This is a genomic window from Aminomonas paucivorans DSM 12260 (assembly GCF_000165795.1).
In the GTDB taxonomy this organism is placed as follows: domain Bacteria; phylum Synergistota; class Synergistia; order Synergistales; family Synergistaceae; genus Aminomonas; species Aminomonas paucivorans.
The window spans coordinates 2,089,917-2,114,366 of record NZ_CM001022.1 but is presented as its reverse complement, the minus strand read 5'-3'; the positions used below and the strand labels follow the sequence as shown (position 1 = coordinate 2,114,366).

18 protein-coding genes and 7 tRNA genes are annotated in these 24,450 nt (G+C 65.9%); 21 read left to right on the top strand and 4 right to left on the bottom strand.

The genetic code is table 11. The features are described 5' to 3' along the window. Positions 1 to 8: 8 nt before the first annotated feature. A complete protein-coding gene (locus APAU_RS10075; RefSeq protein WP_006301640.1) occupies positions 9 to 608 on the top strand; it encodes a DUF502 domain-containing protein in 600 nt (199 codons plus the stop codon). Beyond that, the gene (locus tag APAU_RS10070) at positions 605 to 1,321 is read left to right on the top strand and encodes a GntR family transcriptional regulator (RefSeq protein ID WP_006301639.1); all 717 of its coding nucleotides are present in this window, start codon (positions 605 to 607) and stop codon (positions 1,319 to 1,321) included. The genes APAU_RS10075 and APAU_RS10070 overlap by 4 nt, the downstream gene beginning before the upstream one ends. Before the next feature lies 1 nt (position 1,322). Here APAU_RS10070 and APAU_RS10065 read toward each other — a convergent pair whose 3' ends face one another. Beyond that, positions 1,323 to 2,063, bottom strand: a complete 741-nt coding sequence (locus APAU_RS10065) for an aspartate/glutamate racemase family protein (RefSeq protein ID WP_006301638.1) — start codon at positions 2,061 to 2,063, stop codon at positions 1,323 to 1,325. Positions 2,064 to 2,340: 277 nt separating this feature from the next. Between APAU_RS10065 and APAU_RS10060 the strand changes: the two genes are divergently transcribed. From APAU_RS10060 to APAU_RS10005, 12 genes are all read left to right on the top strand, one after another. Continuing rightward, positions 2,341 to 3,174 (top strand): class I SAM-dependent methyltransferase, encoded by an 834-nt coding sequence (locus APAU_RS10060; protein ID WP_006301637.1) that lies wholly within the window; start codon positions 2,341 to 2,343, stop codon positions 3,172 to 3,174. A 52-nt stretch (positions 3,175 to 3,226) separates the two neighbouring features. Further along, the gene (locus APAU_RS14715) at positions 3,227 to 4,486 is read left to right on the top strand and encodes a DUF2325 domain-containing protein (protein ID WP_006301636.1); all 1,260 of its coding nucleotides are present in this window, start codon (positions 3,227 to 3,229) and stop codon (positions 4,484 to 4,486) included. A 26-nt stretch (positions 4,487 to 4,512) separates the two neighbouring features. After that, positions 4,513 to 5,163 carry a class I SAM-dependent methyltransferase gene (locus APAU_RS10050; protein WP_156789575.1) on the top strand — a complete coding sequence of 217 codons (651 nt, stop codon included), beginning with the start codon at positions 4,513 to 4,515 and terminating at the stop codon, positions 5,161 to 5,163. Between the two features lie 118 nt (positions 5,164 to 5,281). After that, complete coding sequence (locus APAU_RS10045; RefSeq protein WP_006301634.1) at positions 5,282 to 7,105, top strand: ABC transporter ATP-binding protein; 1,824 nt, start codon at positions 5,282 to 5,284, stop codon at positions 7,103 to 7,105. Then, positions 7,102 to 8,847 carry an ABC transporter ATP-binding protein gene (locus tag APAU_RS10040; RefSeq protein WP_006301633.1) on the top strand — a complete coding sequence of 582 codons (1,746 nt, stop codon included), beginning with the start codon at positions 7,102 to 7,104 and terminating at the stop codon, positions 8,845 to 8,847. Before APAU_RS10045 ends, APAU_RS10040 begins: the two co-directional genes overlap by 4 nt. Positions 8,848 to 8,963: 116 nt before the next feature. After that, a tRNA-Val gene (locus APAU_RS10035) sits at positions 8,964 to 9,038 on the top strand. Between the two features lie 35 nt (positions 9,039 to 9,073). After that, positions 9,074 to 9,151: transfer RNA gene (locus tag APAU_RS10030), tRNA-Asp, on the top strand. 22 nt (positions 9,152 to 9,173) lie between these two features. Further along, positions 9,174 to 9,249, top strand: a tRNA-Phe gene (locus APAU_RS10025). A 15-nt stretch (positions 9,250 to 9,264) separates the two neighbouring features. Further along, positions 9,265 to 9,339 (top strand) — tRNA-Gly (locus tag APAU_RS10020). 16 nt (positions 9,340 to 9,355) lie between these two features. Further along, positions 9,356 to 9,429, top strand: a tRNA-Cys gene (locus APAU_RS10015). A gap of 93 nt (positions 9,430 to 9,522) precedes the next feature. Then, positions 9,523 to 9,598 (top strand) — tRNA-Asn (locus APAU_RS10010). 483 nt (positions 9,599 to 10,081) lie between these two features. After that, the gene (locus APAU_RS10005; RefSeq protein WP_006301632.1) at positions 10,082 to 11,359 is read left to right on the top strand and encodes an ISL3 family transposase; all 1,278 of its coding nucleotides are present in this window, start codon (positions 10,082 to 10,084) and stop codon (positions 11,357 to 11,359) included. A gap of 90 nt (positions 11,360 to 11,449) precedes the next feature. Here APAU_RS10005 and APAU_RS14920 read toward each other — a convergent pair whose 3' ends face one another. Then, positions 11,450 to 11,734 (bottom strand): helix-turn-helix domain-containing protein, encoded by a 285-nt coding sequence (locus APAU_RS14920; RefSeq protein ID WP_006301630.1) that lies wholly within the window; start codon positions 11,732 to 11,734, stop codon positions 11,450 to 11,452. Between the two features lie 159 nt (positions 11,735 to 11,893). Between APAU_RS14920 and APAU_RS09995 the strand changes: the two genes are divergently transcribed. From APAU_RS09995 to APAU_RS09985, 3 genes are all read left to right on the top strand, one after another. Beyond that, a complete protein-coding gene (locus APAU_RS09995; protein WP_006301629.1) occupies positions 11,894 to 13,159 on the top strand; it encodes an AAA family ATPase in 1,266 nt (421 codons plus the stop codon). Continuing rightward, entirely contained in the window at positions 13,156 to 13,911 is a 756-nt protein-coding gene (locus APAU_RS09990) for a hypothetical protein (protein WP_006301628.1), read from the top strand. The genes APAU_RS09995 and APAU_RS09990 overlap by 4 nt, the downstream gene beginning before the upstream one ends. Before the next feature lie 292 nt (positions 13,912 to 14,203). Continuing rightward, a tRNA-Asn gene (locus APAU_RS09985) sits at positions 14,204 to 14,279 on the top strand. Positions 14,280 to 15,619: 1,340 nt separating this feature from the next. Here the strand turns inward: APAU_RS09985 and APAU_RS14915 are convergent. Next, positions 15,620 to 15,862, bottom strand: coding sequence for a hypothetical protein (locus APAU_RS14915; protein ID WP_198004009.1), 243 nt, complete (start codon positions 15,860 to 15,862; stop codon positions 15,620 to 15,622). 1,137 nt (positions 15,863 to 16,999) lie between these two features. Between APAU_RS14915 and APAU_RS09975 the strand changes: the two genes are divergently transcribed. The 3 genes from APAU_RS09975 (at position 17,000) to APAU_RS09965 (ending at position 21,597) form a co-directional block, all read left to right on the top strand. Continuing rightward, positions 17,000 to 18,589, top strand: a complete 1,590-nt coding sequence (locus APAU_RS09975) for an ATP-binding cassette domain-containing protein (protein ID WP_006301625.1) — start codon at positions 17,000 to 17,002, stop codon at positions 18,587 to 18,589. Further along, on the top strand, positions 18,586 to 20,994 hold the full coding sequence (gene mmsB / locus APAU_RS13565; protein WP_006301624.1) for a multiple monosaccharide ABC transporter permease: 2,409 nt from the start codon (positions 18,586 to 18,588) through the stop codon (positions 20,992 to 20,994). Before APAU_RS09975 ends, mmsB begins: the two co-directional genes overlap by 4 nt. 198 nt (positions 20,995 to 21,192) lie before the next feature. Continuing rightward, complete coding sequence (locus APAU_RS09965; RefSeq protein WP_156789482.1) at positions 21,193 to 21,597, top strand: hypothetical protein; 405 nt, start codon at positions 21,193 to 21,195, stop codon at positions 21,595 to 21,597. On the opposite strand, the gene hypF is transcribed toward APAU_RS09965, so the two are convergent. After that, positions 21,564 to 23,828 (bottom strand): carbamoyltransferase HypF, encoded by a 2,265-nt coding sequence (hypF, locus tag APAU_RS09960; protein ID WP_006301623.1) that lies wholly within the window; start codon positions 23,826 to 23,828, stop codon positions 21,564 to 21,566. The genes APAU_RS09965 and hypF overlap by 34 nt on opposite strands. A 106-nt stretch (positions 23,829 to 23,934) precedes the next feature. On the opposite strand from hypF, the gene APAU_RS09955 reads away from it, so the two are divergent. Beyond that, positions 23,935 to 24,447 (top strand): deoxycytidylate deaminase, encoded by a 513-nt coding sequence (locus APAU_RS09955; protein WP_006301622.1) that lies wholly within the window; start codon positions 23,935 to 23,937, stop codon positions 24,445 to 24,447. Positions 24,448 to 24,450 lie beyond the last annotated feature (3 nt).

The window sequence follows — 24,450 nt, the reverse complement described above, 5'->3', positions numbered from 1 at the left end:
AAGGCCCCATGAGCCCGCAAACGGAACAGACCCTCCACAGGGGACGCCGCTGGATCTCCGAGGGAACCCGCACCTTCGCGGCGGGTCTGCTGGTGTTCCTCCCCCTCATCGTCCTGGTGGTGGTGCTGCGGTTCCTCTTCGAGGCGGTGCAGTCCCTGGCGGCCCTGGTCTTCGGTCTCACCCGCTCCGTCCCCGGGGCGGTGGGGGTGTTCCTGGTCACCCTGGCCCTCATCTTCTACGCGGGGCACAAGCTCCGCCGTCGGGAAAAGTGGCTCCTCGACCGGGTGGAACGGTTTCTCGCCGCCCTGCCCCTGCTGGGATCCTGGTACCAGACCCTCAAGGACCTGGTGGAGGTCCTGGCGGGTCCGGGGCAGAAGGACCGCTACCTGGGGGTGGTGAAGGTCCCCTTCGGGTCGGGGCACGTGCTGGGCTTCGTCACCCGCCGGGAGGTACTGGAGGGGCGCACCACCCTGACGGTTTTCGTCCCCACCAGCCCGAACCCCACCTCGGGGATCGTCCTCTTCTTCCCGGAGGAGGCGGTGCTCCCCACGGACCTGTCCCCGGAGAGCGCCTTCGCCCGCATCATCTCCCTGGGGCTCAAGGCATGAACGGAGCGGAGGGGCGTCCGCCCTTCCCGGAGGAAGGGCAGCCGGGGGCCCGGGGCAACCTGGAGGAGACGGCGTACCGGCGCATCCGGGACGCCATCCTGGCCCGGCGCCTGCGCCCCGGGGCCAAGCTCTCCGAGCCCGCCATCGCCCGGATGATCGACATGAGCCGCACCCCCGTGCGGGGGGCCCTGCGCCGCCTGGCGGCGGAGGGGCTGGCGGTGGTGACCCCCCGTCAGGGGGCCGCGGTGGCGGTGCCCAGCCCCAAGGACATCCGGGACGCCTACCTCACCCGGGAGGCCCTGGAGTCCCTGGCCGCCCGTCTGGCCTGCGACGCCGTCACGGAGTCCTTCCTCGCGGGCCTGCGGGACGCGGCGGACCGGGAACTCTCCACCCTGAAGGACCGCTCCCTGGGGGATTACATCGAGGCCAACAACGACTTCCACCTCCTGGTGGCCCGGGGGGCGGACAACCGTCCCCTGGAAGGGGCGATCCGCCGATGCCTCGCCCTCACCAACGTGTACCTCTCCCTGTACGACCCCTTCTACGAGGCCCAGGCGGAGGATCTGCGCTCCCAGTGGGAGCACCGCATCCTCATCGACGCCCTGACGAACCGGGACCCCCTCTGGGCGGAAGCGGCCATGCGCGCCCACATCCGCTCGTCCTTCGCCACCCTGGACATGGACCGCATGGCCGACGGGCTGCGGACCCTCTAGCCTACATGTGCCCGGCGTACCGGGTGGGCACCAGGGCGGAGTGGACGTGGCGGATCAGGGTGGTGAAGTCGAACACCGGCCGTCCCGTGGCCTCGTGCACCGCCGCCGCGTAGGGAGGCAGGTCGCTGCACTCCAGCAGGATCGCCCCCACCTCCGGATGCTCCTCCACCATCCGGGAAGCCACCCCCACCACCTCCCGTTCCACCTGATCCGAGTCCAGGGTCCCCTTCTCCTCCAGCACGGAGGTGCGGAACTCCTCCTGGTCCTCCATGCCGTAGAGCACCAGGGGGGCCCCGTCGGGGATCCCGGTGTTGCGGAAGTGGTCCGGGGTGAGGCAGGAGGCGTTGGCGCTGATGATCCCCACGCTCCGGCCCGGGCGCAGGGTCCGCAGGATGAAGGGCACCTGCATCAGGCTGGAGAGGAACACGGGCACGTCCACCGCCGCAGCCACCTGGGGCTGGAACAGGGCCATGAAGCCGCAGGCCCCCGTGATGGCCCGCACCCCCTCCGCCTCCAGCTCCTTGGCTCCCTCCACGAAGGGCTTCAGCAGCTCCGGGTCCCGCTCGTTCAGGAGGCGTTCGATGCTGGAGCCCCGGATTTCCTTGTACCGCACCGGGAAGGGGAAGGTGGTGGCGTTGCCCACGTTGCCGGGCACGCAGGGATAGGCGGCGTCGAGGATCAGGATGCCGATGGGTTCGCCGTCCCAGGAGCGGGACTTGCTCTTGATGCGGTACACCGTCATGGATTTCGCCTCCTCGGAGATGGGGTGCTCCGCAAAGCATACCGGATTTCATTTTAAATCTCCAGCGAAAACGACAGTTTTTTGCCGGATCCCGGGGCGCGACAATTCGGGGTGCCCGGCACGGTCCCTCCGCCCCCCCTCTTTCGCGTCTTGCCCCGAGGGGGTGCCTTCCTCGCGTTTCCTTTTTCTTTCCGGTCCCTTGACGGAGGGCGAACTGGGGGTATGATGTTTTAGATCTCAAACATAGCCCCTGCCGGGCGTAGAAGGGGTGTTGTCCATGAAGGCTCCCCCCGCCGCTGGCGGAATCTCCTCTCTTTCCTGGAACGATCCCATCTCCGAGACCCTTCTCATCCCCCTCTGCATGAGGGCGGAGGAGACAAGGCGGGCGGACCGCCTGTTTGACGACCCCTTCGCGCAGAGGGTGCTGCGCGACCTCGGGCTGGACCTTCGGGGATACGAAGGCAAGCGCATGAGCCAGGTGGGGACGGCGATCCGGGTGCGCCACTTCGACCGGCAGGTCCGGCGCATCCTGGCCACCTGGACCCGTCCCGTGGTGGTGCACCTGGGCTGCGGCCTCGATGGCCGCTTCCTCCGAACCGATGGGGGGCTGGGGGTCCAGCTGGACCTGGACCTTCCGGACGTGATGGCGTTGCGTGGGCGGTTTTACCCTCCCTCGGACCGCAACCCCCAGTGGAGCGGGTCGGCCCTGGAGACGGACTGGATGGACCGGCTTCTCCAGACCTATCCGGGAAGCCGCTTCGCCTTCTTCATGGAGGGGCTGCTCATGTACTTTCCGGAGGAGTCCGTCCGCACGCTCCTGTGCCGTCTGGCGGATCGTTTCCCGGGGGGGGAGCTGCATTTCGACTACGTCTCCCGGTGGATCGCCGGGCACACTTCCCTCCACGACACGGTGCGGAGCAGCGGGGTGGAGTTCCGTTGGGGCACCGACGATCCGGAGGGGCTGGGGGCGTGGCATCCCCGGCTGGTCCATCGCGAGACGGCGTACTTCATGAGTCAGGAACCCCGACGCTGGGGCTGGGGGAACCTCTTCCGCCTGGTCCCTTGCCTCGGCAGGGGGAGCGGGGCGCTTCGCTATGACATCCTGTCCTAGCCGGGGCTGCCTCGAAGCGGCGGACGGGGGTTCGCCGGAGAGGAGGTTGGCTGTGGGAAAGTCCTTGGTTTGCGCGGCGGGTTTGCCCGAGGGATGGAAGGGAGCCTTCTCCAAAGCGCCGGAAAGCACCTCGGTCTGCCCGGTGGAGTCGGAGGCCCCGGCCTCCTCGGAGGGGGAGGTGCGCCCCCTTCGCCTGTGGGAGCTGGAGGTCTACCTGAAGTGCCCCGTGGTGGGGCTTTGTCTGACGAAGCAGGAACAGCACCAGCTTCTCAAACGGTTCGGCGTCCAGACCAAGCGCATGAGCCCCTTCGACGTGCACGAGGTCTTCGTGGCCTGCGGGGAGAACGAAAACCGGCTTTCCCTGCGGGTCCAGGGTTTCCTGGAGAGGAAATACGCCCGGCGCTGTCGGGAGCTTTCCGGGATGGACGAGCCCTCCCTGCTTCGGGAGTGGGGGCGGGACTTCGCCGCCGGGAGGATGGGCGAGTCCTTCTGGCCCCTGGTCACCCACCCTGCCCTCTCCGACGCGGGGAGGAGGAAGGTCTTCGGGGACGTCCACATGGCCATGCACGACTCCCTGGAGGACCGGGGGCTGCGGCTTCGGGAGATCCAGGAGCTTCGGGAGGCCCGGGAGGGGCTTTCGGCCAAGCTCCGGGATTCCGAAACGGCGTGCCGGAGGTTGGAGGCGGACATGAGGGCCCTGGAGAAGGAGTCCGCCGCCCTGTTGCGCCGGGTGGAGGAGGCGGAAGGGGCTCGGGCCGCCTCGGGGCGGGATCGACCGGCCCGGGAGGTGGAGCGGATGGCCCGGCCGGAGGAGGAAAGGCAGCGGCTTCTCGCCCGTGCGGAGGTGGCGGAGGAACGCCTCGCCGCCCGGGAAGGGCAGATGGAGGTCCTGAAGGCCCGGGTGGAGGAGCTGGAGCGGGAAAGGGAGCAGAAAGACCTGTTCATCCGGGAGACCCATTGCATCCTGGAGGGCATGAAGGGGCAGGGAGGCTGCGACCCCAACTGCCCCGCCTACGACCTGTGCAGCAAGAGGGTGCTCATCGTGGGGGGCATCGCCCGCATGGAGACCCTGTACCGGCGCCTGGTGGAAGAAAACGGGGGCGTCTTCGAGTACCACGACGGCAAGGTCCGAGGGGGTTCCCGTCAGCTGGAGGAGCGCCTCAAGAGGGCGGACATGGTGCTCTGTCCCGTGACCTGCAACAGCCATGCCGCCTGCCTGTTGGTGAAGAATCTGGGCAAGAAATACAACAAGCCCGTGCGCATGCTGGAAAACCACAGCGTATCCAGCCTGGCTCGGGCCATGGGATCGTAGGGAGAGGGGAGGGGTTCTTCGTGGGGATGCGGACGGGGGAAAAGGGGAGGTCCTTCGAGGGGATCTGGGGCGGACGGAACTACGAGGCCCTGGCTTCCGCCTTCGGCATGGGACCTCGGTTCTACGAACGAGCCCTGGGGGGGCTTGTCCTCGCCCCGGGCATGAAGGCGCTGGACCTGGGGTGCGGCCCCGGGGGGCTCAGCTTCGCCCTGGGAGCCAGATCTCCCGTGGACACCCAGATTCACGGGGTGGACCTGTCGGTGGACCAGCTGGACCTGGCCTCCCGACGGGCCGGAAGGGTTTCCTGCTCTCTCCGGTTCCACCGCTGCTCCATGGACGAGCTGCCCTTCCCCGACGGGGAGTTCGACCTGGTGATGACCTCCATGGCCCTGCACGAGACCCCCCCGGAGGTCCGCAGAAGGACCGTGGGAGAGGTCGCCCGGGTCCTCCGGGACGGGGGGCGGTTTCTCCTGGTGGACTGGAGCCGCCCCCACCTGGGACTCTGGGGGGCCGTGTGGTTCCCCCTGGTCTGCTGGGGGGAACGGAACCGGGACAACTGGAACAACGTCTACCCGGAGCTGTGCCGATCCCGGGACCTGATTCTGGAGGAGGACTGCTACCTGAACTCCATCACCCGAAGGCAGCTGTTCCGAAAGGCCCCGCGCCCCGCCGCCTGAGGGCTTTTTGTCCTGCGGCGGTCCCCTCGTCGGGGTGAGGCGTCCTTTGGGCGAGGTCTGCGCCGGGATGTTTGTTTGGTGAATAAAACAAGAGGGTTTCCAAGGGAGGCAAGAGCGCATGAACGGTACCGTGCGACACACCGGCCTCGTCCGGTTGTTGGAGATTGCCGGGGCCAAGCCGGGCCTGCTGATCCTCTCGGCTCTGCTGTCGGTGGCGGCCAACGTTTGCCTGGTGATCCCCCTCTGGGGGATCTATCGCATTTTGAAAGAACTCTTTCTCCATGCCCCCCGGCCGGACCTGGTGGACCAGGGGCTGCTGCTCTTCTGGGGCGGCTGGGCCTTCGGCGGGCTGATCCTGGCCCTGGTCCTGTTCTACGCCTCCACCATGTCCAGCCACGTGGCGGCCTTCCAGATCCTCTACGGCCTTCGGGTGCGCCTGGCGGAACACCTGGCCACCCTGCCCATGGGGTTCCACACCCGGGAGGCCAGCGGCGGGGTGAAGAGCGTGGTGGGCCTGGCGGTGGAGCGCATCGAGCTGTTCGTGGCCCACCACATCCCCGATGCGGTGGGGGCGGCGGTGTTCCCCCTGGTGCTGCTGGGGGGGCTCTTCTCCATCGACCCCGTCCTGGCCTCGGTGTGCCTGGCCTGCCTGGGGGTGGCCTGGGCCGTCCAGTCCTCCGCCTTTGCGGGGGGCAGGGGGAGGGCTCTGGTGCGGCGCTACCAGGAGGCGCTGGAGGAGATGAGCAGCGCCGGGGTGGAGTTCGTCCGGGGGATGCCCGCGGTGAAGGTCTTCGGCCTCACCGTCAGGAGCTTCGGATCCTTCCACGATGCCATCCAGGGTTACAAGAGCTTCGTCCTGGGCTGGACCCTCCAGTGCCGGAGGCCCTATTCCCTCTTCCTCCTCCTCGTCACCTCCACGGTGGTCTTCCTCCTGCCCGCGGGGCTGCTGCTGACCGCCCGATCCCCGGACCAGAAGGCCTTCGCCCTGACCCTGCTTCCCTTCCTCGTCCTGAGCCCCGGCCTGGCCATCCCCATGATGAAGGTTCTCTACCTGGGGTCCACCTTTCGGCTCATCAGCGAGGGGGTGGAGAGGGTGGATCGGATCCTGGACCTGAAGCCCCTTCCGGTTCCCGAACACCCGGAGGAGCCCGCCCACGACGGGGTGGCCTTTCGGGACGTCCATTTCTCCTACCCCTCTCTGGCGGGAGGGGAGGTGATCCCGGCCCTGCGGGGGATCTCCTTCACCGCCCGGGAAGGAACCGTCACCGCCCTGGTGGGGCCTTCGGGGAGCGGGAAGAGCACCGTGGCCAACCTCATCCCCCGTTTCTGGGATGTGGACGAAGGAAGCGTCTCCGTGGGGGGCGTGGACGTGCGCCGGGTGAGCACCGAGACCCTGATGGACCGGGTCTCCACCGTCTTCCAGGACGTCCGGCTCTTCCAGGACACCCTGGAGGAGAACATCCGCATGGGCAACGCCTCCGCAAGCCAGGAGGAGGTCTGGGCCGCCGCCCGGCTGGCCCGGTGCCACGACTTCATCCAGGCCCTGCCCCAGGGGTACGCGACCCGGATCGGGGAAGAGGGGGCGAACCTCTCCGGAGGGGAGGCCCAACGGGTCGCCCTGGCCCGGGCGATCCTCAAGGACGCCCCCGTGCTGGTGCTGGACGAGCCCACCTCCTTCGCGGACCCGGAGAACGAAGCCCTAATCCAGCAGGGGCTCTCCGCCCTGACCCGGGGCCGGACGGTGATCGTCATCGCCCACCGTCTCTCCACGATCCGCCGGGCGGACCAGATCCTGGTGCTGGACCAGGGAACCATCGTGCAGCAGGGGACCCACGACGAGCTGGTGGCCCGGGAGGGGCTCTACCGGCGGATGTGGGAGGCCCACGTGAGCGCCGAGGCATGGAGCGTCGCCTCTGCCGCGGCAAAGGAGGTCGTCCGATGAACCGCCTGTTGTCCCTCTTCTCCGGGGGAAGCCCGGAGCTGCTCCCCCGCCCCATCGGGGCGGCGTTCCTGGAAGGGCTGTGCCGGATCTTCCAGGCCGGCCTGGTCTTCCTGGTGGTGCAGGAGATCTACCGATCCTATGCCCTCCCCGACCACCCCCTGGACCTGCCCCTCCTGTGGAAGCTCGCCGCTGCCCTGGGGGTCTGGACCGTGGTGCAGTACGGCATTTCCCTCCGGGCGTACGACGCCACCTTCACCGCCGCCTACGAGGCCTCCGCCCGGGGACGCATCGCCCTGGGAGACCACCTGCGACGCCTCTCCCTGGGATACCTCAACAGCCGGGACCCGGGGGACCTCACCACCATGCTCCTGGAGGACTACGCCCAGCTGGAGACCGCCATGAGCCACTACCTTCCCCAGCTGGTGAGCGCCCTGGCCTTTCCCGTGCTCTTCTGCCTGGGGCTCTCCTTCTGGGACTGGCGCCTTGCCCTGGCCCTCTTCGCCGGGCTTCCCGTGGGGTGCGCCTTCATCTTCGCCTCCCGGCGCCTCCAGGACTGGCTGGGGCGGGCCCACGTGGCGGCGAAGATCGACGCCTCCAGCCGCATGCAGGAGTACCTGAACAACATGCGGGAGATCAAGGCCCACAACCTGGGAGGAGCCAAGTTCCAGCGCCTGGAGCGAGCGTTCCGCAGCTTGAAGCGGGAGGCCATCCGCCTGGAGGGGATCGTGGGTCCCCTGGTGATGGTGGGCATCGCCGCCACGAGGACGGGCCTTTCCCTCGTGGTGCTCCTGGGGGTGTACCGCCTGGTGGGAGGACGCCTGGACCCCCTGGTCTTCACGGGCTTTTTGCTCCTGGGGGGGCGGGTATTCGACCCCATCACCCTGGTGCTGACCAACTACGCGGAGATCCGGTACTCCCTGCTGAGCGGCCAGAGGATCCTGGAACTGCGCCGCCAGCCCATCCCCCAGGGCAAAGGGGAACCGCCCCGGGAAGGGAGCATCGAATTCCGCAACGTCACCTTCGCCTACGGGGACACCCCCGTCCTGAGCCGGGTGAACCTCTCCATCCCCTCCCGGAGCGTCACAGCCCTGGTGGGGCCCTCGGGAAGCGGGAAGAGCACCGTGGCCCGGCTCATCGCCCGGTTCTGGGACGTCCGGGACGGGGCGGTGCTCCTGGAGGGGCGGAACGTGAAGGACCTGGACCCGGACCGCCTCCTCTCCCGCATCTCCATGGTGTTCCAGGACGTCTACCTCTTCCGGGACACCATCGGCAACAACATCCGGGTGGGCAACCCCGAGGCCACCCAGGAACAGGTGGAGGAAGCGGCCCGTCGGGCCCGGTGCCACGAGTTCATCCAGGCCCTGCCCCAGGGGTACGACACCCGGGTGGGGGAAGGGGGCTGCACCCTGAGCGGCGGGGAAAGACAGCGGGTCTCCATCGCCCGAGCCCTCCTCAAGGACGCCCCCATCGTCCTCCTGGACGAGGCCACCTCCTCCCTGGACCCGGAGAACGAACAGGCCGTCCAGGAAGCCCTCCAGGCCCTGGTGGAGGACCGGACCGTGGTGGTCATCGCCCATCGCCTCAAGACGGTGCGCCATGCGGACCGCATCGTCGTCCTGGACCAGGGGAAGGTGGCGGGGTGGGGCACCCACGAAGAGCTTCTGGAACGCGAGCCCCTCTACCAGAAGCTCTGGGGGCTCCAGCAGCAGGCGGAGCGTTGGGAACTGGGCGCCACGGCGTGAGCCCCGACCTCCGAGGGGAGCCCCTTCCCCTCCCCCCCGGAGAGCCCCCGGGACCGAGGGGAAGCCCTTGTTGACAGCCCTAGGAAGCCTCGCTATACTGTCCCTTGCGTTGACCCGGGCGGATAGCTCAGCGGGAGAGCACCTGCCTTACAAGCAGGGGGTCGTAGGTTCGAAACCTATTCCGCCCACCAAGGAGAACAATGACAAACGCATTCCATTTGATGGTGGGGTTGTAGCTCAATTCGGTTAGAGCGCCGGCCTGTCACGCCGGAGGTCGCGGGTTCAAGTCCCGTCAGCCCCGCCAGTCTTTTCGAAACGCCAGCGATGGCGGGATAGCTCAGTAGGTAGAGCAGCGGACTGAAAATCCGCGTGTCCCCAGTTCAACTCTGGGTCCCGCCACCATCTTTGAGACGTCGGGCGGAAGTAGCTCAGGGGTAGAGCACAACCTTGCCAAGGTTGGGGTCGCGGGTTCAAATCCCGTCTTCCGCTCCATTTTTCGCACACACTGGGCGGCATAGCCAAGTGGTAAGGCAGAGGACTGCAAATCCTTCATCCCCGGTTCGAATCCGGGTGCCGCCTCCAAGCTTTTCGCCCTACAGAATTCGAGGGTTTTTACGAAGTTCCGCATCTGATGAATGAAACAGGCAAGGGAAACACGGCAAAAACCTTTGACACTCCTCGATAGCTCAATCGGCAGAGCGGGTGGCTGTTAACCACTAGGTTCCAGGTTCAAGTCCTGGTCGAGGAGCCAGCTCTCTCAAAGGACCTTCCCAAACGGGAGGGTCCTTTTTTTTGTCGTGTGGATAGTGGTATAATTCCATTGAGTTAATCTTTTGCGCGCTGGGTTGAGGCTTGTCGAAGGGATCCGCGGTGGCAGGAGTCGCCCGGACGTGCGCGACAAGACGAGGTCTCATGAACGGTGGCGGGATGGGTGTGGAGGGTGTGAGCCCTGACTTGGTATAGAGGAGATAGGATTGTAGTAGAACAGAGTATAGCTCTGCAGCTCATAAACAGCAAATAGACGGTCTCATATTATGCAGTAGCAGCATCGGGTTGTCCAAGCAAAGTCCCGCAATGGTCTTTGCTACCTGGCCCAAAATCTGGTTCCTCATCATCCCGTATGGGCTACCCCGGAACAGGCCCTTTGAGGCCTGGCGTGTTCCGGGTTCAGTGTTAGCATAGAGTTCAAATTTCATGAGACTCCTTCATGGTTCTCTCACTGGAGGACGGATTCATGCGCAAGGCGCGAAAGAGCGGCGGCAAAGAAGTGACGGACTTGAACCAGCTCTTCCTGGGTTTTCAGGGCCTGGAAGAGCCCTGGTTCATCCGGTCCATCGAATGGGATCCCCTGGAGGGACGGGTGGACCTGCACGTCTCCTTCCGGGAGGGCACCCGATTCCCCTGCCCCAAATGCGGGGGCTCCCATCCGGTTCATGACTGCCTGGAGCGCACCTGGCGCCACCTGAACCTCCTCCTCCAGCACAAGACCTACCTTCATGCCCGGGTCCCCCGAACGGAGTGTCCGGAACACGGAGTTCACCAGATCGCCGTTCCCTGGGGGGAGGAACGAAGCGGCTTCACCCTGCTCTTCGAAGCCTTCGTGATGGAACTGGCCCCCCTTCTTCCCGTGAAGGAGATTTCCCGCATCCTGGGGGAGACGGACACCCGACTCTGGCGGATCATCCGCCGGCATGTGGAGCGCTTCCTGGCCACCCAGGACCTTACGGGACTGCGAAGGGTCGGGGTGGACGAAACCTCCTACCGCAGGGGACACAGGGATGTCACCGCCTTCGTGGACCTGGACCAGGGACACGCCATCGGGGTCACGGAGGGGAAAGGCAAGGTCGTCCTGGCGCGGTTTGCGGCCTACCTGGCCTCACGGGGCGTCGCCCCCTCCGTCATCACCGACTTCACCCTGGACATGTCCGAGGCATTCATCCAGGGGATCGGGGAGAACTTTCCCCAGGCTCGGCTGACCTACGATAAATTCCACGTCATCAAAATGATGAACGAAGCGGTGGACCAGGTCCGCCGGGAGGAACGCCGAAGCGCCGAGGAACGGACGGGAAGCCGCTATCTCTGGCTTTACAACCCCGAAAGCCTCTCGCCCAAGCAGAAGACGGTTCTTTCCACCCTGCTTGCCTCAAAGAACACCCGCAAGACCCAACAGGCCTACGTCCTGAAACTGCTCCTTCAGGAGTTCTACGAGAAGACCCCGCGCTGGGGGACCGTGTGGCTGAAGCGCTGGTACTGGCGCGCCAGCCACAGCCGCCTGGAACCGGTCAAGAAGCTGGCCCGAACCATCAAGAATCACTGGGAGGGGGTCCTGAATCACATCCGAACCGGGATCGACAACGGCATCCTGGAGGGACGCAACAGCCTCTTCAAGGCCGCCTCGGCGAAAGCCCGAGGCTACCGCACCTCCACCTATGCGGCTCTGAGCTATTTACTGGTCAACGCTAAGATGCAACTGCGGTTTCCTGGGCCCCGGGAAGCAGCCCATACGGGATGATGAGGAACCGGGGCTGAACCTTCTCCAGAAGCCCTCGGTGGATCGCCCGGTACACCGTGAGAACCGACACGGCAAGCCCCTCCCGATGAACTACCTGTTCCGGGGCCAGTGCCTCTCCATCCCCAGGCGTAGGGCTTCCTTGATGGCTGGGTCTGCCACCTTGAGGGACCTCCTGCAGCCCTGTCGTACCGCCTGGTACCGGTTCTGAGCCTTCACTCCGCTGTAACCCGAAGGACCCCCGTTACGATGGACCTCACGGGACAAGATGCTTCGGTGTCGCCCCAGGTGCTTGGCCATCTCGCTCAAGGACAGCCCAACCCGCAGGCCGACGACGATGGACTCCCGGTCTTCTCTGGTAAGATGGTGGTGGCTCATGACAGGACCCCCTCGCTGTGGTTGTTGTGGTGACACCCTTCTAGCGAAGGTCCTGTCGTGGGCCTATCTTGTTGTCTAAGGCACCCTATGCCCCGCTACCTGTTGCGTTTGCAGTGTAAATCCAAGGGGCAAAAGGGAACCTTCTGGGGGTGCGCACCGATGCTGAGGATCCGACGGCTGCAGATCCATAACTTCAAGAGCCTGGTGCACTTCGACCTGCCCATGGAGCACCTCACGGGCCTCATCGGCCTCAACGGGGCGGGCAAATCCACCCTTCTGCAGGCCCTGGACTTTCTGTGCCAGCTCTTCCGAGGGGATCTGGAGGGCTACCTGAGCCGACGCGGGTGGAAACTTTCGGACCTCCGCAGCCGAACCGCCGAGCCTTTGCCGAAATGGCTGTATCCGAATACGGATTTCCCCGATTTTCCCATGGAGGGAGCCTTTTTGCGTTCTCGGTCCGGGCTGATCCGGTTTCGGGTGCTCTTTGAGGACGACGAATCGGGCGAGATCGGCAGACGGCCCTGGATGTCCTGGTATGGGGAGATCGACGCCACCAAGGGAGGCCTATCCTGTCTGGGCGAAAAATACCTGGACTCGGAGGGGATGTCCTTCACGGTTCATGAAGGTAGATATTATTCCGATCCGCCTCCCGAGGGCTATGACGGGCGGAGTGAGATTGCCTTCAAGTACCAGGGTTCCATCCTGTCCCAGTTGCTCGAGACGCAGACCCGCCAGATTTCGGGGCTGGAGAGGCTGAAGCGTTTCCTCGTGGAGGAACGGTCCCTGGAGCTGTTGGCCCCGAACCTCATCCGCAAGAAGGAGAGAAAAGAGGACAGCATCGGTCTGGGGGGCGAGCGTCTTGCGGGATTCATCCATGCCCTCCCAGAGGACCGTCGGGGCAATCTGCAGGAGCGCATCGCTCGTTTCGCTCCCGCGCTGCGGGACATCAGAATCCGCAAACGTCCCGGCGGCACCAAGGAACTGATCTTCTCGGAGACCCAGGGACAAAAGATCGTGGACATCAACGAGCGATACGTCAACGACGGAACCTTGCGACTGCTCGCCATACTGGGGCAGCTCGAGGAGGAACCTTCCCTGCTCCTGCTCGACGAGATCGAAAACGGGATCCACCCCGAGAGGATCCGGGACCTGATCGACCTGCTTCTGGAGGCTCCCTCGCAGGTGCTTTTCACGACCCACAGCCCCATGATCCTCAACTACCTTCCCGACGACGTAGCCCGCAGAGGCGTGGTGTTCCTCTATCGAGACCGGTTGGGCCATACCCGGGCGAAGCGATTCTTCGACCTCTCCGACCCGTCGAGCAAGCTGGGACTCCTCGGTCCCGGGGAAGTCTTCGCGGACACCCCCTTGGAGGAACTGGCGAAGGAATTGGCCGACGCCCCCGAGGAGGCGGGTTCTCGGTGAAGTTCCTGCTGAGCGGAGAGGGTTCCTCGGATCTGGGAAGGGTGAACGGACCGGGAGACTGGGGAGAGGGGGAGACCTTCGAGCCCGGCCCCATGGCCTGGATCCTCGATAGGATCGTTGAAAGCCAATGCAACTATTCCCCCCTGGAGACTCAGGCCGTCCGGTACGTCTCCGAAGCCGCTTTGACGAGGCAGGAGAGGGAGAGCCGGGAAAGGGGCACAAACCGGAGTACGGTATTGCCGGGTCGAAGCCGCCCGCAGGGAACGGGCTTTTTCTTCAAGAACGCTCAAGCCCTGGGGCGTCGTGCTCAGGCTTGGCAGGCAGACGAAAGGGATAACCCCGGCAGCGTCGTGGCCGTGTTGTTTCGGGACTGCGACGGAACCCGCAGTTCTTCTCGGGGACTGTGGAGGGAAAAGGTCGATTCGATGCGCTCGGGATTTCGGAGTGTTGGCTGCGAACTTGGGGTCCCCATGATCCCCAAGCCGAAGAGCGAAGCGTGGCTTCTTTGCGCCCTTCAAAAGGCCCCCTATCAGGGATGTGCCGATCTGGAGGATTTGTCCGGAAACGACGACAGTCCCCGTTCCCCCAAGAAGCTCCTTGCCGAAGCCGTGGAGAGCGCTGTCGTCCCGGTGCCTTCGGAGGAACAGGCGGAGTGGGTGCGAACCGGGAGGGTGGATCCCTCTCGAATCCAAATGCCCAGCTTCGATCAGTTCAAGACGGACCTGCTGGAAGCCGTGAGACGAGCCGAATGATCGAAACCTCATCTGTGAGCCGAGGGGAGCGGGACTCGAAGGAAGAGGGTATGAATACCCCGGTCATATGCCGAACGATGACTTGCTATGGCGGTCTCTTGGCCATCGAATCGACTATTTGGAAGGTCGGATAGGGACAAAAACGACGGTCGGGCCTGCAAATCCTTCACCCCCGGTTCGAATCCGGGTGCCGCCTCCAAGCTTTTCGCCCTACAGGTTTCGAGGGTTTTTACGAAGTTCCGCAACGGATGAATGAAACAGGCAAGGGAAACACGGCAAAAACCTTCGACACTCCTCGATAGCTCAATCGGCAGAGCGGGTGGCTGTTAACCACTAGGTTCCAGGTTCAAGTCCTGGTCGAGGAGCCAGATCTCTCAAAGGACCTTCCCATTCGGGAGGGTCCTTTTTTTGTTGTGTGCGCTGTGGTATAATTCCAAAAAGTTAATTTTTTGAACGATGGGTTGGGTCACGTTGGATGGATCTGGGGCCAGGAGCTCCAATCGACGTCCGGTGACGGGGTGGGTGTGGAGGGTGTGAGCCCTGACTTGGTGGGGAGAGTGGCTTAGAGTTGGGGGGTGTTATGTGAGAGAAGCGGCCAGCATGGATGGTCGCGACCGAGCGTTGGACAACATATTCTTGAAAATTTTATTACGGACCTTGAAGTGCGAATGGCTCTACCTGAAGGACTACCACGAGGTTCGGGTGCTTGAGTTGTGACTTCGAGAGTCTATGCGATTCAACAACGATCAACGGCTCCATTCATCGCTGAGCTACCGGACTCCGCAGGAAGTGTACTTCACCAACCCGGGTTCCATGGTGGTCTGATCATGACAAACTTTGCCGCTCCCGTGGTCTTGACAATGGGGTCTACTATAGCTAAAGTGAAAAGTACGGTAAGATCTCTCAAAGAGAGGGGGTGGGCATTTGGACTTGTTGGGAAAGATGGTTGCTTATGTGGCCGTAAGGGTGGTTGAGCGTGCGGTTGAGGAAGTGCTGGGTGAGTAGACTTTTTGGGTGTTGTTTGTGAGATGAATGAAGAGGCGGTTTTTGTTGTTTTGCAGTGGTTTTAGGGTTTGGTGGGGCTGTGTTCATTTGTTTGTGACGGCTGAAGATGCCAAAAGTGGTGCTGTGGTTACAGTCTGTTGTGCCGTTCTAGATTAGCTGGATTAGATTTCCCGGATTTGCATTCGGCCCTCAAGGTCCTGCCCCCCTATAAATGAATCAATGGGTAGGCATATAGAAATTCCTCCTTAGGGTCCTGCCCCCCTATAAATGAATCAATGGGTAGGCATATAGAAATTCCTCCTTAGGGTCCTGCCCCCCTATAAATGAATTAATGGGTAGGCATATAGAAATTCCTCCTTTAGTGAAAATTCCTAATGATCCGTGGATTCTCGCAACCGTGTCGTTGTTGAGCGGCTACATTGGATAATTGCTCTTCCAGTACTGAGAATCTCCCTAGAAAGACCTAAGAGGGGGGGTGGAGTAGTGGGCTGGTTTGGACAAATTGTAGCAGATGTTAATGAGGAAATAAAGTGGTTAGCAATAGCGATCAGAAAAGCAATGGATGATTAGATTTTAAGTGTAAATACATATTTATTTTAAGATAGACCTTGTCGGTGTCGAATACTCTTCGCGCAAATCGGATTCAGACAATGGAGCCCGTCCTCCGGTTCTCTGAGTGGTGCCCTATTTCGCAGTTGCTGTTTCAAGAGGCCGTTTGCTGAAGCTCTGCCTCGTGGAGGGGTTCCGTGTTCATGTACTTCTTGGTCCCCCACTGGTGGGAGAGGACGTAACGGAGACGGGCCGCTACCAGCATCAAGGCGGCTTGTCCATCAAGAAACGTCCACTCTCTGACCGGTAACCAGAAGATCTTTGCAGGAGGACTCGACAGGACTCGGGTCCTCCATTTCAATTCCTCGCATCCTCCCTCCGCAAACACGGTCCTCACCAAGGCATTCCCTACATCCCATCTCTCCATGTTCTTCCCCAATCCAACCTCCCCGACAACGCATCCTTGATCCTCTCTCCTCGAATGACTCCCCACCCGCAAGCACCCCAAGACCCGCATCGATCCCCTTCAGACCAGGCAACACAGACAAACATCATGAACGACACATCATAAACACCCATCAGCCCTTGGTACTCTCTGGGTTCTCCCTTCCTGGTGCCTCCCCGAATCCGACGAATCCACGATGCATTCGTGCAGCTACTGTTTTCCGAATTAGTACATACATCATTTCGACAAATGGGATAAAATAAACGGTGTCATCCAGGTTCGTCGGAGGAGTGGAAGGCCGTTGGGGCAGGACGAGGGAACGAGGAACACCCTGGACGGGGAGGAGTTCAAGCGGGCGACGGAGGAGATCCGGGACCTGAAGCTCCTGGGCTTCTACTGCTTCCTTCGGGGGCGTCTGGGCAACGAAGGAGGGTGGCTGTCCTATCGGGGGCTCTCGGAGGAACGACGGATCTCCTTCCAGACGGTGCAGGAGTTCCTGGGTTCGCTGAGGGATCTGGGGCTGATCCGTCTTCGTCGCCACGGGTGCAAGGGAACCTATCTGTGGTTTGTATCCGAGATGGATTGTCCGTCCGGGGAGACGGGTTGTCCTGCAGAAGGGGATGGGGTCGGGGAGTCGCCGATGGAGCCATATGTCCCGGACACCTCTGGGCTGGTTCCTTCGGGGATCGGCTATGCGGCACTGCGGACCGAACGGTGGCTCTTCCGCTTCGAACGCCTTCCCCGGGCTGGAGAAGGCCTGTCTTGTGGGCGTGTCGTCTCTTCCGGGCCACGTGACCCTGATCTCCCGCAATGTGCCCCTCCGTTGGGACGTGACCTTGTGGATCGCCGTTCTCCCTCTGGGAAAGCCTTGAGGGACGGTTGCCCCAGGCACGGCCGGGCCGGGCGGCCACGTCGTCAGGGAACCGGAAGGGGCTGGGGGTCCTTACGCTCTGCCCTGCGGGCTCGAAGCGCCCTGGTGACGAGTTAGGGGGCGAAATGGGATAATCGGGGCACGCCCGAAGGGCGCCGGACCTGTGGGGTCTTCCGGGAGGCTTTCGGGGCCCTTGAGGAGGCGCATCGGGAGGGGGGATGGGCGTGGCCAGGCTGCTGGAGATGCGGGGGATCACCAAGGAGTTTCCCGGGGTCCGGGCGCTGGACGGGGTCTCCCTGGCGGTGGAGGAGGGGGAGATCCACGGGATCTGCGGGGAGAACGGGGCGGGGAAGTCCACCCTCATGAAGGTGCTCTCCGGGGTCTACCCCCAGGGGAGCTTCCAGGGGGAGATCCTGCTTCGGGGGCGACCTGCGGCGTTTCGCGGCATCTGGGACAGCGAGGCGGCGGGGGTGGCCATCATCCACCAGGAGCTGGCCTTGGTGCCGGAGCTGTCCATCACGGAGAACCTGTTTTTGGGCCACGAGGTGGCCCGGGGCGGGGTGATCGACTGGGTCCGGGCGGACGCCCGGGCCCGGGAACTGCTGGATCGGGTGGGGCTGCGGGAGCGCCCCGGCACGGCGGTGAAGCACCTGGGGGTGGGGAAGCAGCAGTTGGTGGAGATCGCCAAGGCCCTGGGCAAGGACGTGGAGCTGCTGATCCTGGACGAGCCCACGGCGGCCCTCAACGAGGGGGATTCGGAGCACCTGCTGGGGCTGCTTCGGGGGCTGCGGGACCAGGGGGTCACCTGCATCCTCATCAGCCACAAGCTGGGGGAGGTGCTGGGGATCGCCGACGGGGTCACCATCCTTCGGGACGGCCGTTCCGTGGAGACCCTTCGCTTGACGGGGGAGGGGAAGGAGGCGGTGGACGAGGACCGGCTCATCCGGGGGATGGTGGGGCGCTCCCTGGGGTCCCGGTTCCCCGAGCGCGTCTCTTCCCTCGGGGAGCCCTTTTTCGAGGTCCGGGACTGGACGGTGCGCCACCCCCAGGACCCGGACCGTCTCGTCTGCAAGGGGGTTTCCTTCACCCTGCGGCGGGGGGAGATCCTGGGCATCGCCGGGCTGGTGGGAGCGGGGAGGACGGAGCTGGCCCGGTCCCTCTTCGGCCGTTCCTACGGGGTCTGGGAGGGGGGACAGGTCCTTCTGGAGGGGCGGGAGCTTCGGCTTCCCCGGGTGCGCGACGCGGTCCGCCACGGGATCGCCTACGTCAGCGAGGACCGCAAGGCCCTGGGTCTGAACCTGCTGGACTCCCTGCGCACCACCCTGGTGGCCGCCGGACTGGGGCGGATCAGTCGGCACGGGGTGGTGGACCGGAACCGGGAGTTCGCCGTGGCGGAGGGGTACCGCCGGTCCCTGCGCATCAAGGCCCCCAGCGTGGACGCCCGGGTGTCCACGCTCTCCGGGGGGAACCAGCAGAAGGCGGTGCTGGGCAAATGGCTGTTCACCGAGCCGGAGGTGCTGATCCTGGACGAGCCCACCCGGGGGATCGACGTGGGGGCGAAGTACGAGATCTACGTCCTGATCCGGCAGCTGGCGGCGGAGGGGAAGGGGGTGATTCTCATCTCCTCGGAGCTTCCGGAGCTGCTGGGGCTGGCGGACCGGATCTGCGTCCTGTGCGAGGGGGCCGTGGCGGGGGTGGTGGATCGAAGCGAGGCGGACCAGGAGCGCCTCATGCGTCTCATGACCGCCCGGGGGAGCGCGCCGTCGCCCCTGCGGGAACGGATCGTCCGGGAGGAGGCGGGGAGTTGAACACCCTCAAGAAGCTCTTCGGCGGGGAGCCCCGACAGTTCGGCATGCTCTTCGCCCTGGTGGCCCTGGTGACCTTCTTCCAGATCCGAACGGGGGGGCTGGTGCTGACCTCGGCGAACCTGATGAACCTGCTCAACGGCAACGCCTACATCCTGGTGCTGGCGGTGGGCATGGTGCTGGTGATCATCGCCGGGCACATCGATCTGTCCGTGGGGTCCGTGGCGGCCTTCTCGGGGATCGTGGTGGCCCTGGCCCTCCGGGACTGGGGGCTTCCCCCCTGGGGCGGGGTGGTCCTCTGTCTGGTTCTGGGGGTTCTCATCGGGGCCTGGCAGGGGTTCTGGGTGGCCTACGTGGGGATCCCCGCCTTCGTGGTCACCCTGGCGGGGATGATGCTGTTCCGCGGGGCCAACCAGTTCCTGGGGAAGTCCAACACGGTCCCCGTGCCGCCGGAGATCCAGTACCTCGGCGGGGGGTATCTCCCCACCCACGGCGCTGACCTGGGGCTCAACGACCCCACCCTGGTCCTGGGGGCTCTGGGGATCCTCTGGCTCGTGGCGGCGACCCTTCGGGCCCGTCGCCAGACCCTCCGGCTCGGGGGGGAGGTGCTTCCCCCTCGGGTGGAGGCGGTGCGCCTGGGGCTTCTGGGCGGGGTCCTCGCCTGGCTGACCTACCAGTTCGCCAGCGGGCGGCCGGGGACGTCGTTTCCCGTGCCGGGGCTGATCCTGGCGGCGCTGGTGCTGCTTTACAGCTTCCTGGCGGGGCGCACCATCCTGGGGCGCCACGTCTACGCCGTGGGGGGGAACATCCAGGCGGCGCAGCTTTCCGGGGTCGAGACCCGGTGGGTCACCTTCCTGGTGATGGTGAACATGTCCCTCCTGGCCTCCCTGGCGGGGCTGCTGTTCATCGGTCGGGCCACCGCTTCCGGTCCCTTCGACGGGGTGGGCTGGGAGCTGGACGCCATTTCGGCGGTGTTCATCGGGGGGGCGGCGGTGTCCGGCGGGGTGGGAACCGTCCTCGGTTCGGTGGTGGGCGGCCTGGTGATGGGGGTGCTGAACAACGGGCTCCAGCTCATGGGGGTGGGCACCGACGCGACGCAGATCATCAAGGGGCTGGTGCTTCTGGCGGCGGTGGCCTTCGACATCTACAACAAGCGGCAGGGGCGCCCCTCCCTGGTGGGCCTGCTGCTTCGAAGTCCCCGGCACGCCGTTCCCTCCCGGGCCGAGCCGGGGGGAGGGGGATCGGAGGAGCCTTCCGGGGCCGGAGGGCCTTCCCCCGCCCTGCGGGAGACCTGGGAGCTGCTGGCTGTGGGGGCGGCGGTGGCGGTTCTGGCGGCGGCCCTCTATCTGCCCGGCAGCGGGTGGCGCCTCGGCGCTGGCCCGGAGGAGGGGCAGGTCTGGGCGGGGGCGGCCGACGGGGGAAGCGGTTTTGCCCCGGGTTCCCTGGTCGGGGTCTGCCTGCCCCAGAAGACCTCGGAGAACTGGGTCCTGGCGGAGCGTCTCTTCCGGGAGGGGCTTCGGGAGGCGGGGTTCCGGGGGGACGTGCAGTTCGCCAACGGGGGGGTGGCGGAACAGCAGAACCAGCTTTCCGCCATGGTGGCCCGAGGAGCGAAGGTCCTGGTGGTGGGGGCCATCGACGGCTCCCAGCTGGGGGGGCAGCTTCGGGAGGCCCGGGAGGCGGGGGTGCGGGTGGTGGCCTACGATCGCCTCCTGACCAACACCCCTGCGGTGGATTACTATGTGGCCTATGACAACTACAAGGTGGGGGTCCTGCAGGGGGAGGCCCTGCTGGAGGGGCTGCGGCGGCGCAAGGGGCACGCCCCCTGGGGGGTGGAGATCTTCGCCGGTTCCCCCGACGACGCCAACAGCCAGGTCTTCTACCAGGGAGCCATGAGCGTGCTCCAGCCCCGCATCGCCGACGGAACCCTGGTGGTCCGGTCCGGGCAGGTCAGCTTCCCCAAGGCCGCCACCCCAGGCTGGAAGGCGGAGAACGCCCAGAGGCGCATGGATACGCTCCTCGCGGGGGTCTACGCCCGGGAACCCCTCCACGGGGTCCTGGCCCCCAACGACACCCTGGCCCGGGCGGTGCTCACCTCGGCCCGGGCTGCGGGGAAGGAGGTCCCGGTGGTGACGGGGCAGGATGCGGAGGTGGAGTCCATCAAGTCCATCCTCCGGGGGGAACAGTATTCCACCATCCACAAGGACACGGGGGCCCTGGTCCGGCGGACCCTCCTCACGGTTTCGGCGCTCCAGCAGGGCAAGGCCCCGGAGATCAACGACGACCGGAGCTGCCACAACGGGGTCAAGGTGGTTCCCGCATACCTCCTGGAGCCGAAGATCGTGACGCAGGAGAACGTCCGCAGCGCCTACGAGGACGACCCGGTCCTCCGGCGCATCGCGAACCCCTGATCCCCGGTGACGCCCTGCCCGGGGGCACTCTCCCCGGTGGGGGAGAAACACGGGGGCCGGCAATGCTTGGATTCGCCGAGGAACTGGGGTGTGATCCGTTTTCGTTGACCTGGGTTCAAAGGGGCCGATCCGTGGGTCGCCATCCGAGATGGGGACTGGACAGTGCAAGCAGGGAAGGGTGCTTCCCGTCGAGGAAGGATGAGGGGATTGGAGAAGGCGGCGGGGACGGTGCGGATGGGGCTGGGGGAGGGGTGTCTCTGCGGCGCCCCCCACGAGGTGATGTCCGGGGTGGCCCTGGACGTCCAGCGGCGCAGCGGCGATCCCCTCCTCTTCCTGAACGGGTACGTCAACGGCTGCGACAGCTACCTCCCCACGGGGGAGGAGTACGACCGGGGAGGCTACGAGGTGCTCTGGTCCAACCTGTTCTACTACCGCTGCCACGGCAGGGTCATGCCTCTCAACCGGGACACGGCGGAGGGTCTGGCGGAGGAGGTCCTGCGCCTCCGGCGGCTCGCCCGGGGCTGCTCGGAGGAGGGGCGGGACTCCGGGGCTTCCGAGGGAGCCTCGGGTCAGTCCGTTTCCCGGGCGACGATCCAGGCCTGACCCGCCGCCACGGCCTCGTCGTTGCAGCTCAGGCGGAGGTGGGTCACCGGTTCCAGCCCCCGCCGGACCAGGGCGGCGCAGGTCAGGGAGAGGAGCCGTCGGTTCTGGAAGCACCCCCCCGTGAGGCCCACCCGAGAACCCCCCGTCCGTTTTGCGGCCCACCGGGCCCCGTCCCCCAGGGCCTCCGCCAGGCCGCCGTGGAACGCCGCCGCCAGGGCGGGGGCGCCCTCCCCTTCCCGACGCCCCGCAAGGGCCTCCACGGCGGGACGCCAGTCCAGGACCCACCGGTCTTCCCGCACCTCCCCGAGGAAGGGCAGTTTCCCCGCCCCCCGGGCGCAGGCCTCCAGCTCCATGGCGGCCTGGCCGTCGTAGGACACGATCTCCCGCAGACCCAGGAGGGCCGCGACGCCGTCGAAGAGGCGCCCGCAGGAGGTGGTGCGGGGGGTCTCGGGGGCGCGAAGCACCGGAGGAAGAAGCCGCAGGAGGGCTCCCCGGGAGGGGAAGAAGGTCTCGCCCCGGGCCGTCCCCTCCCGTTCCCCGAAGGTCTCCCGCAGGAGGCTTGCGGCGAACCGCCAGGGTTCCCGCACCGACCGGTCCCCCCCGGGAAGGGGGGCGGCCCGAAGGTGTCCCAGGCGCCGGAACGTCCCCCCGTCCCGGAAGAGCAGTTCCCCCCCCCAGACGGTTCCGTCCTCCCCGTACCCCGTCCCGTCCAACACCCAGCCCAGCAGCGGCTCGTCCAGCTCCCGGTCCGCCAGGAGAGCGGCCAGGTGGGCGTGGTGGTGCTGGATCTTCCGGGGCTCCCGGTCCGGGAAGAGTTCCCGCACCAGCCGGGTGGAGACGTAGAGGGGGTGGAGGTCGCAGGCCGTGCGCTCCGGCCGGGCCCGGAAGAGGTGGAGGAACTTCTCCGCCGACTCCTTGTACCGCCGGGCCACGGAGGCCTGCTTCAGGTCCCCCAGGTAGGGGCCGGGGAAGAGGGCCTCCCCGGCGGTCAGGGCGAAGGCCCCCTTCAGTTCCGCCCCGGCGGCGAAGACCGAGGGGCCGGATCGGGGCAGGAAGAGGGGTTCCGGCACGTAGCCCCGGGAGCGGCGCAGCAGGATGGTGCGCCGTCCCGCCGGGGCCACTACCGAGTCGTCCACGGGGTTGTGGATGTCCCGGTCATGGAGGAGGAACCGGTCCGCGAAGTCCCTCAGGGTCGCCAGGGCTTCCCGGTTTCCCGCCGCCAGGGGTTCCTCCCCCCGATTGCCGCTGGTCATGAGCAAGGCCGGAAAGCCCTCCGCCACCAGGTGGTGCAGGGGCGTGGTGGGGAGGAAGACCCCCAGGGTGTCCTGTCCCGGAGCGACCAGGGGACTCAGGGGTCCGTCCTCCCGGACGGGGCAGAGGACGATGGGCCCCCGGGGGGAGGCCAGCAGGTCCCGGGAGGTGGGGGTGAGGCGGACCAGGCGCCCCGCCGCCTCCAGGTCCGGGACCAGGACGGCGAAGGGCTTGTGGGGGCGGCGCTTGCGTTCCCGCAGGAGCGCCACCGGGGCATCCCGGGTGGGGTCGCAGGCCAGGTGGAACCCCCCGAGGCCCTTGAGGGCCAGGATGCGCCCTCCCGTCAGGGCCTCCCGGGCCTGGCGGATCGCCTCGTCTTCCCGGGCCAGGACGTGTCCCTCCCGGTCCGCAAGCCAGACCCGGGGGCCGCAGGCGGGACAGGCGTTGGGCTGGGCGTGGAAGCGTCGGTGCGTCGGGTCCCGATACTCCCCCTCGCAGTCCTCGCACTGGGGGAAGCAGGCCATGGTGGTGCCGGGGCGGTCGTAGGGCAGCTCCCGGATGAGGGAGTACCGGGGGCCGCAGTCGGTGCAGTTGAGGAAGGGGTAGCGGTAGCGCCGGTCCGCCGGGTCCCGGAGTTCCCGAAGGCAGGCGGGGCAGCAGGTCAGGTCCGGGGGGATGAGGACCTCCGTCCGCTCCCGGCTCTGGCTGGGGAGGATGGAGAAGACCTCCGGCTCCAGGGGAGTCGCCTCCGGGGGAAGGTCCCGGAGGGTGCGGACCCGGGCCAGGGGAGGGGCTTCGGTGAGCAGGGCGCCCCGGTAGGTCGAAAGGGCTCCCTCGGGGCCCTCCAGGAGGATCGCCACTCCCTGGGAGGTGTTGCGCACCCAGCCCGCCAGGTGCAGGCGTCGGGCCAGGCGGGCGCAGAAAGGGCGGAACCCCACCCCCTGGACGATGCCGGTGACGAGGAGCTGGATGCGGGGCATGGAAGGTCTCCTTGGGGCCGGTCTCGGGGAGGATCGGTACTTTCCCGCAGGTCCTCCGAATGGCTTATGGTAAGCTTACCACAGCAAAAAACGGGGGGTGACGCCGGTGTCGGACTTGCGTCCCGGCTGGGACGAGTACTTCCTCCGAATCGCCCTGGTGGTGGCTTCCCGGAGCACCTGCCTGCGTCGTCACGTGGGGGCGGTGATCGTCCGGGACCACTACATGGTGAGCACGGGGTACAACGGAGCGCCCCGGGGGGTGCCCCACTGTGCTGAGGTGGGGTGTCTCCGGGAGAGGCTGGGCATCCCCTCGGGGGAGCGGCACGAGATGTGCCGGGGCTCCCACGGGGAGATCAACGCCCTGAGCCAGGCCGCCGCCATGGGGGTCTCCACGGCGGGGGGGATTCTCTACTGCACCCACGAGCCCTGTTCGTTCTGCACCAAGGCCCTGATCAACGGGGGCATCCGGGAGATGGTGTTCCTGAACCCCTACCCGGACGAGCTGGCCCGGGCCCTGCGCCGGGAGGCGGGGGTGTTGTCGCGGCAGGTGTCCTTGGAGGCGCTGTCCATGGAGAAAGAGGGGCCGAAGGCCCCGGAAGGCACGGGAAGGGAAGGGTGAAGA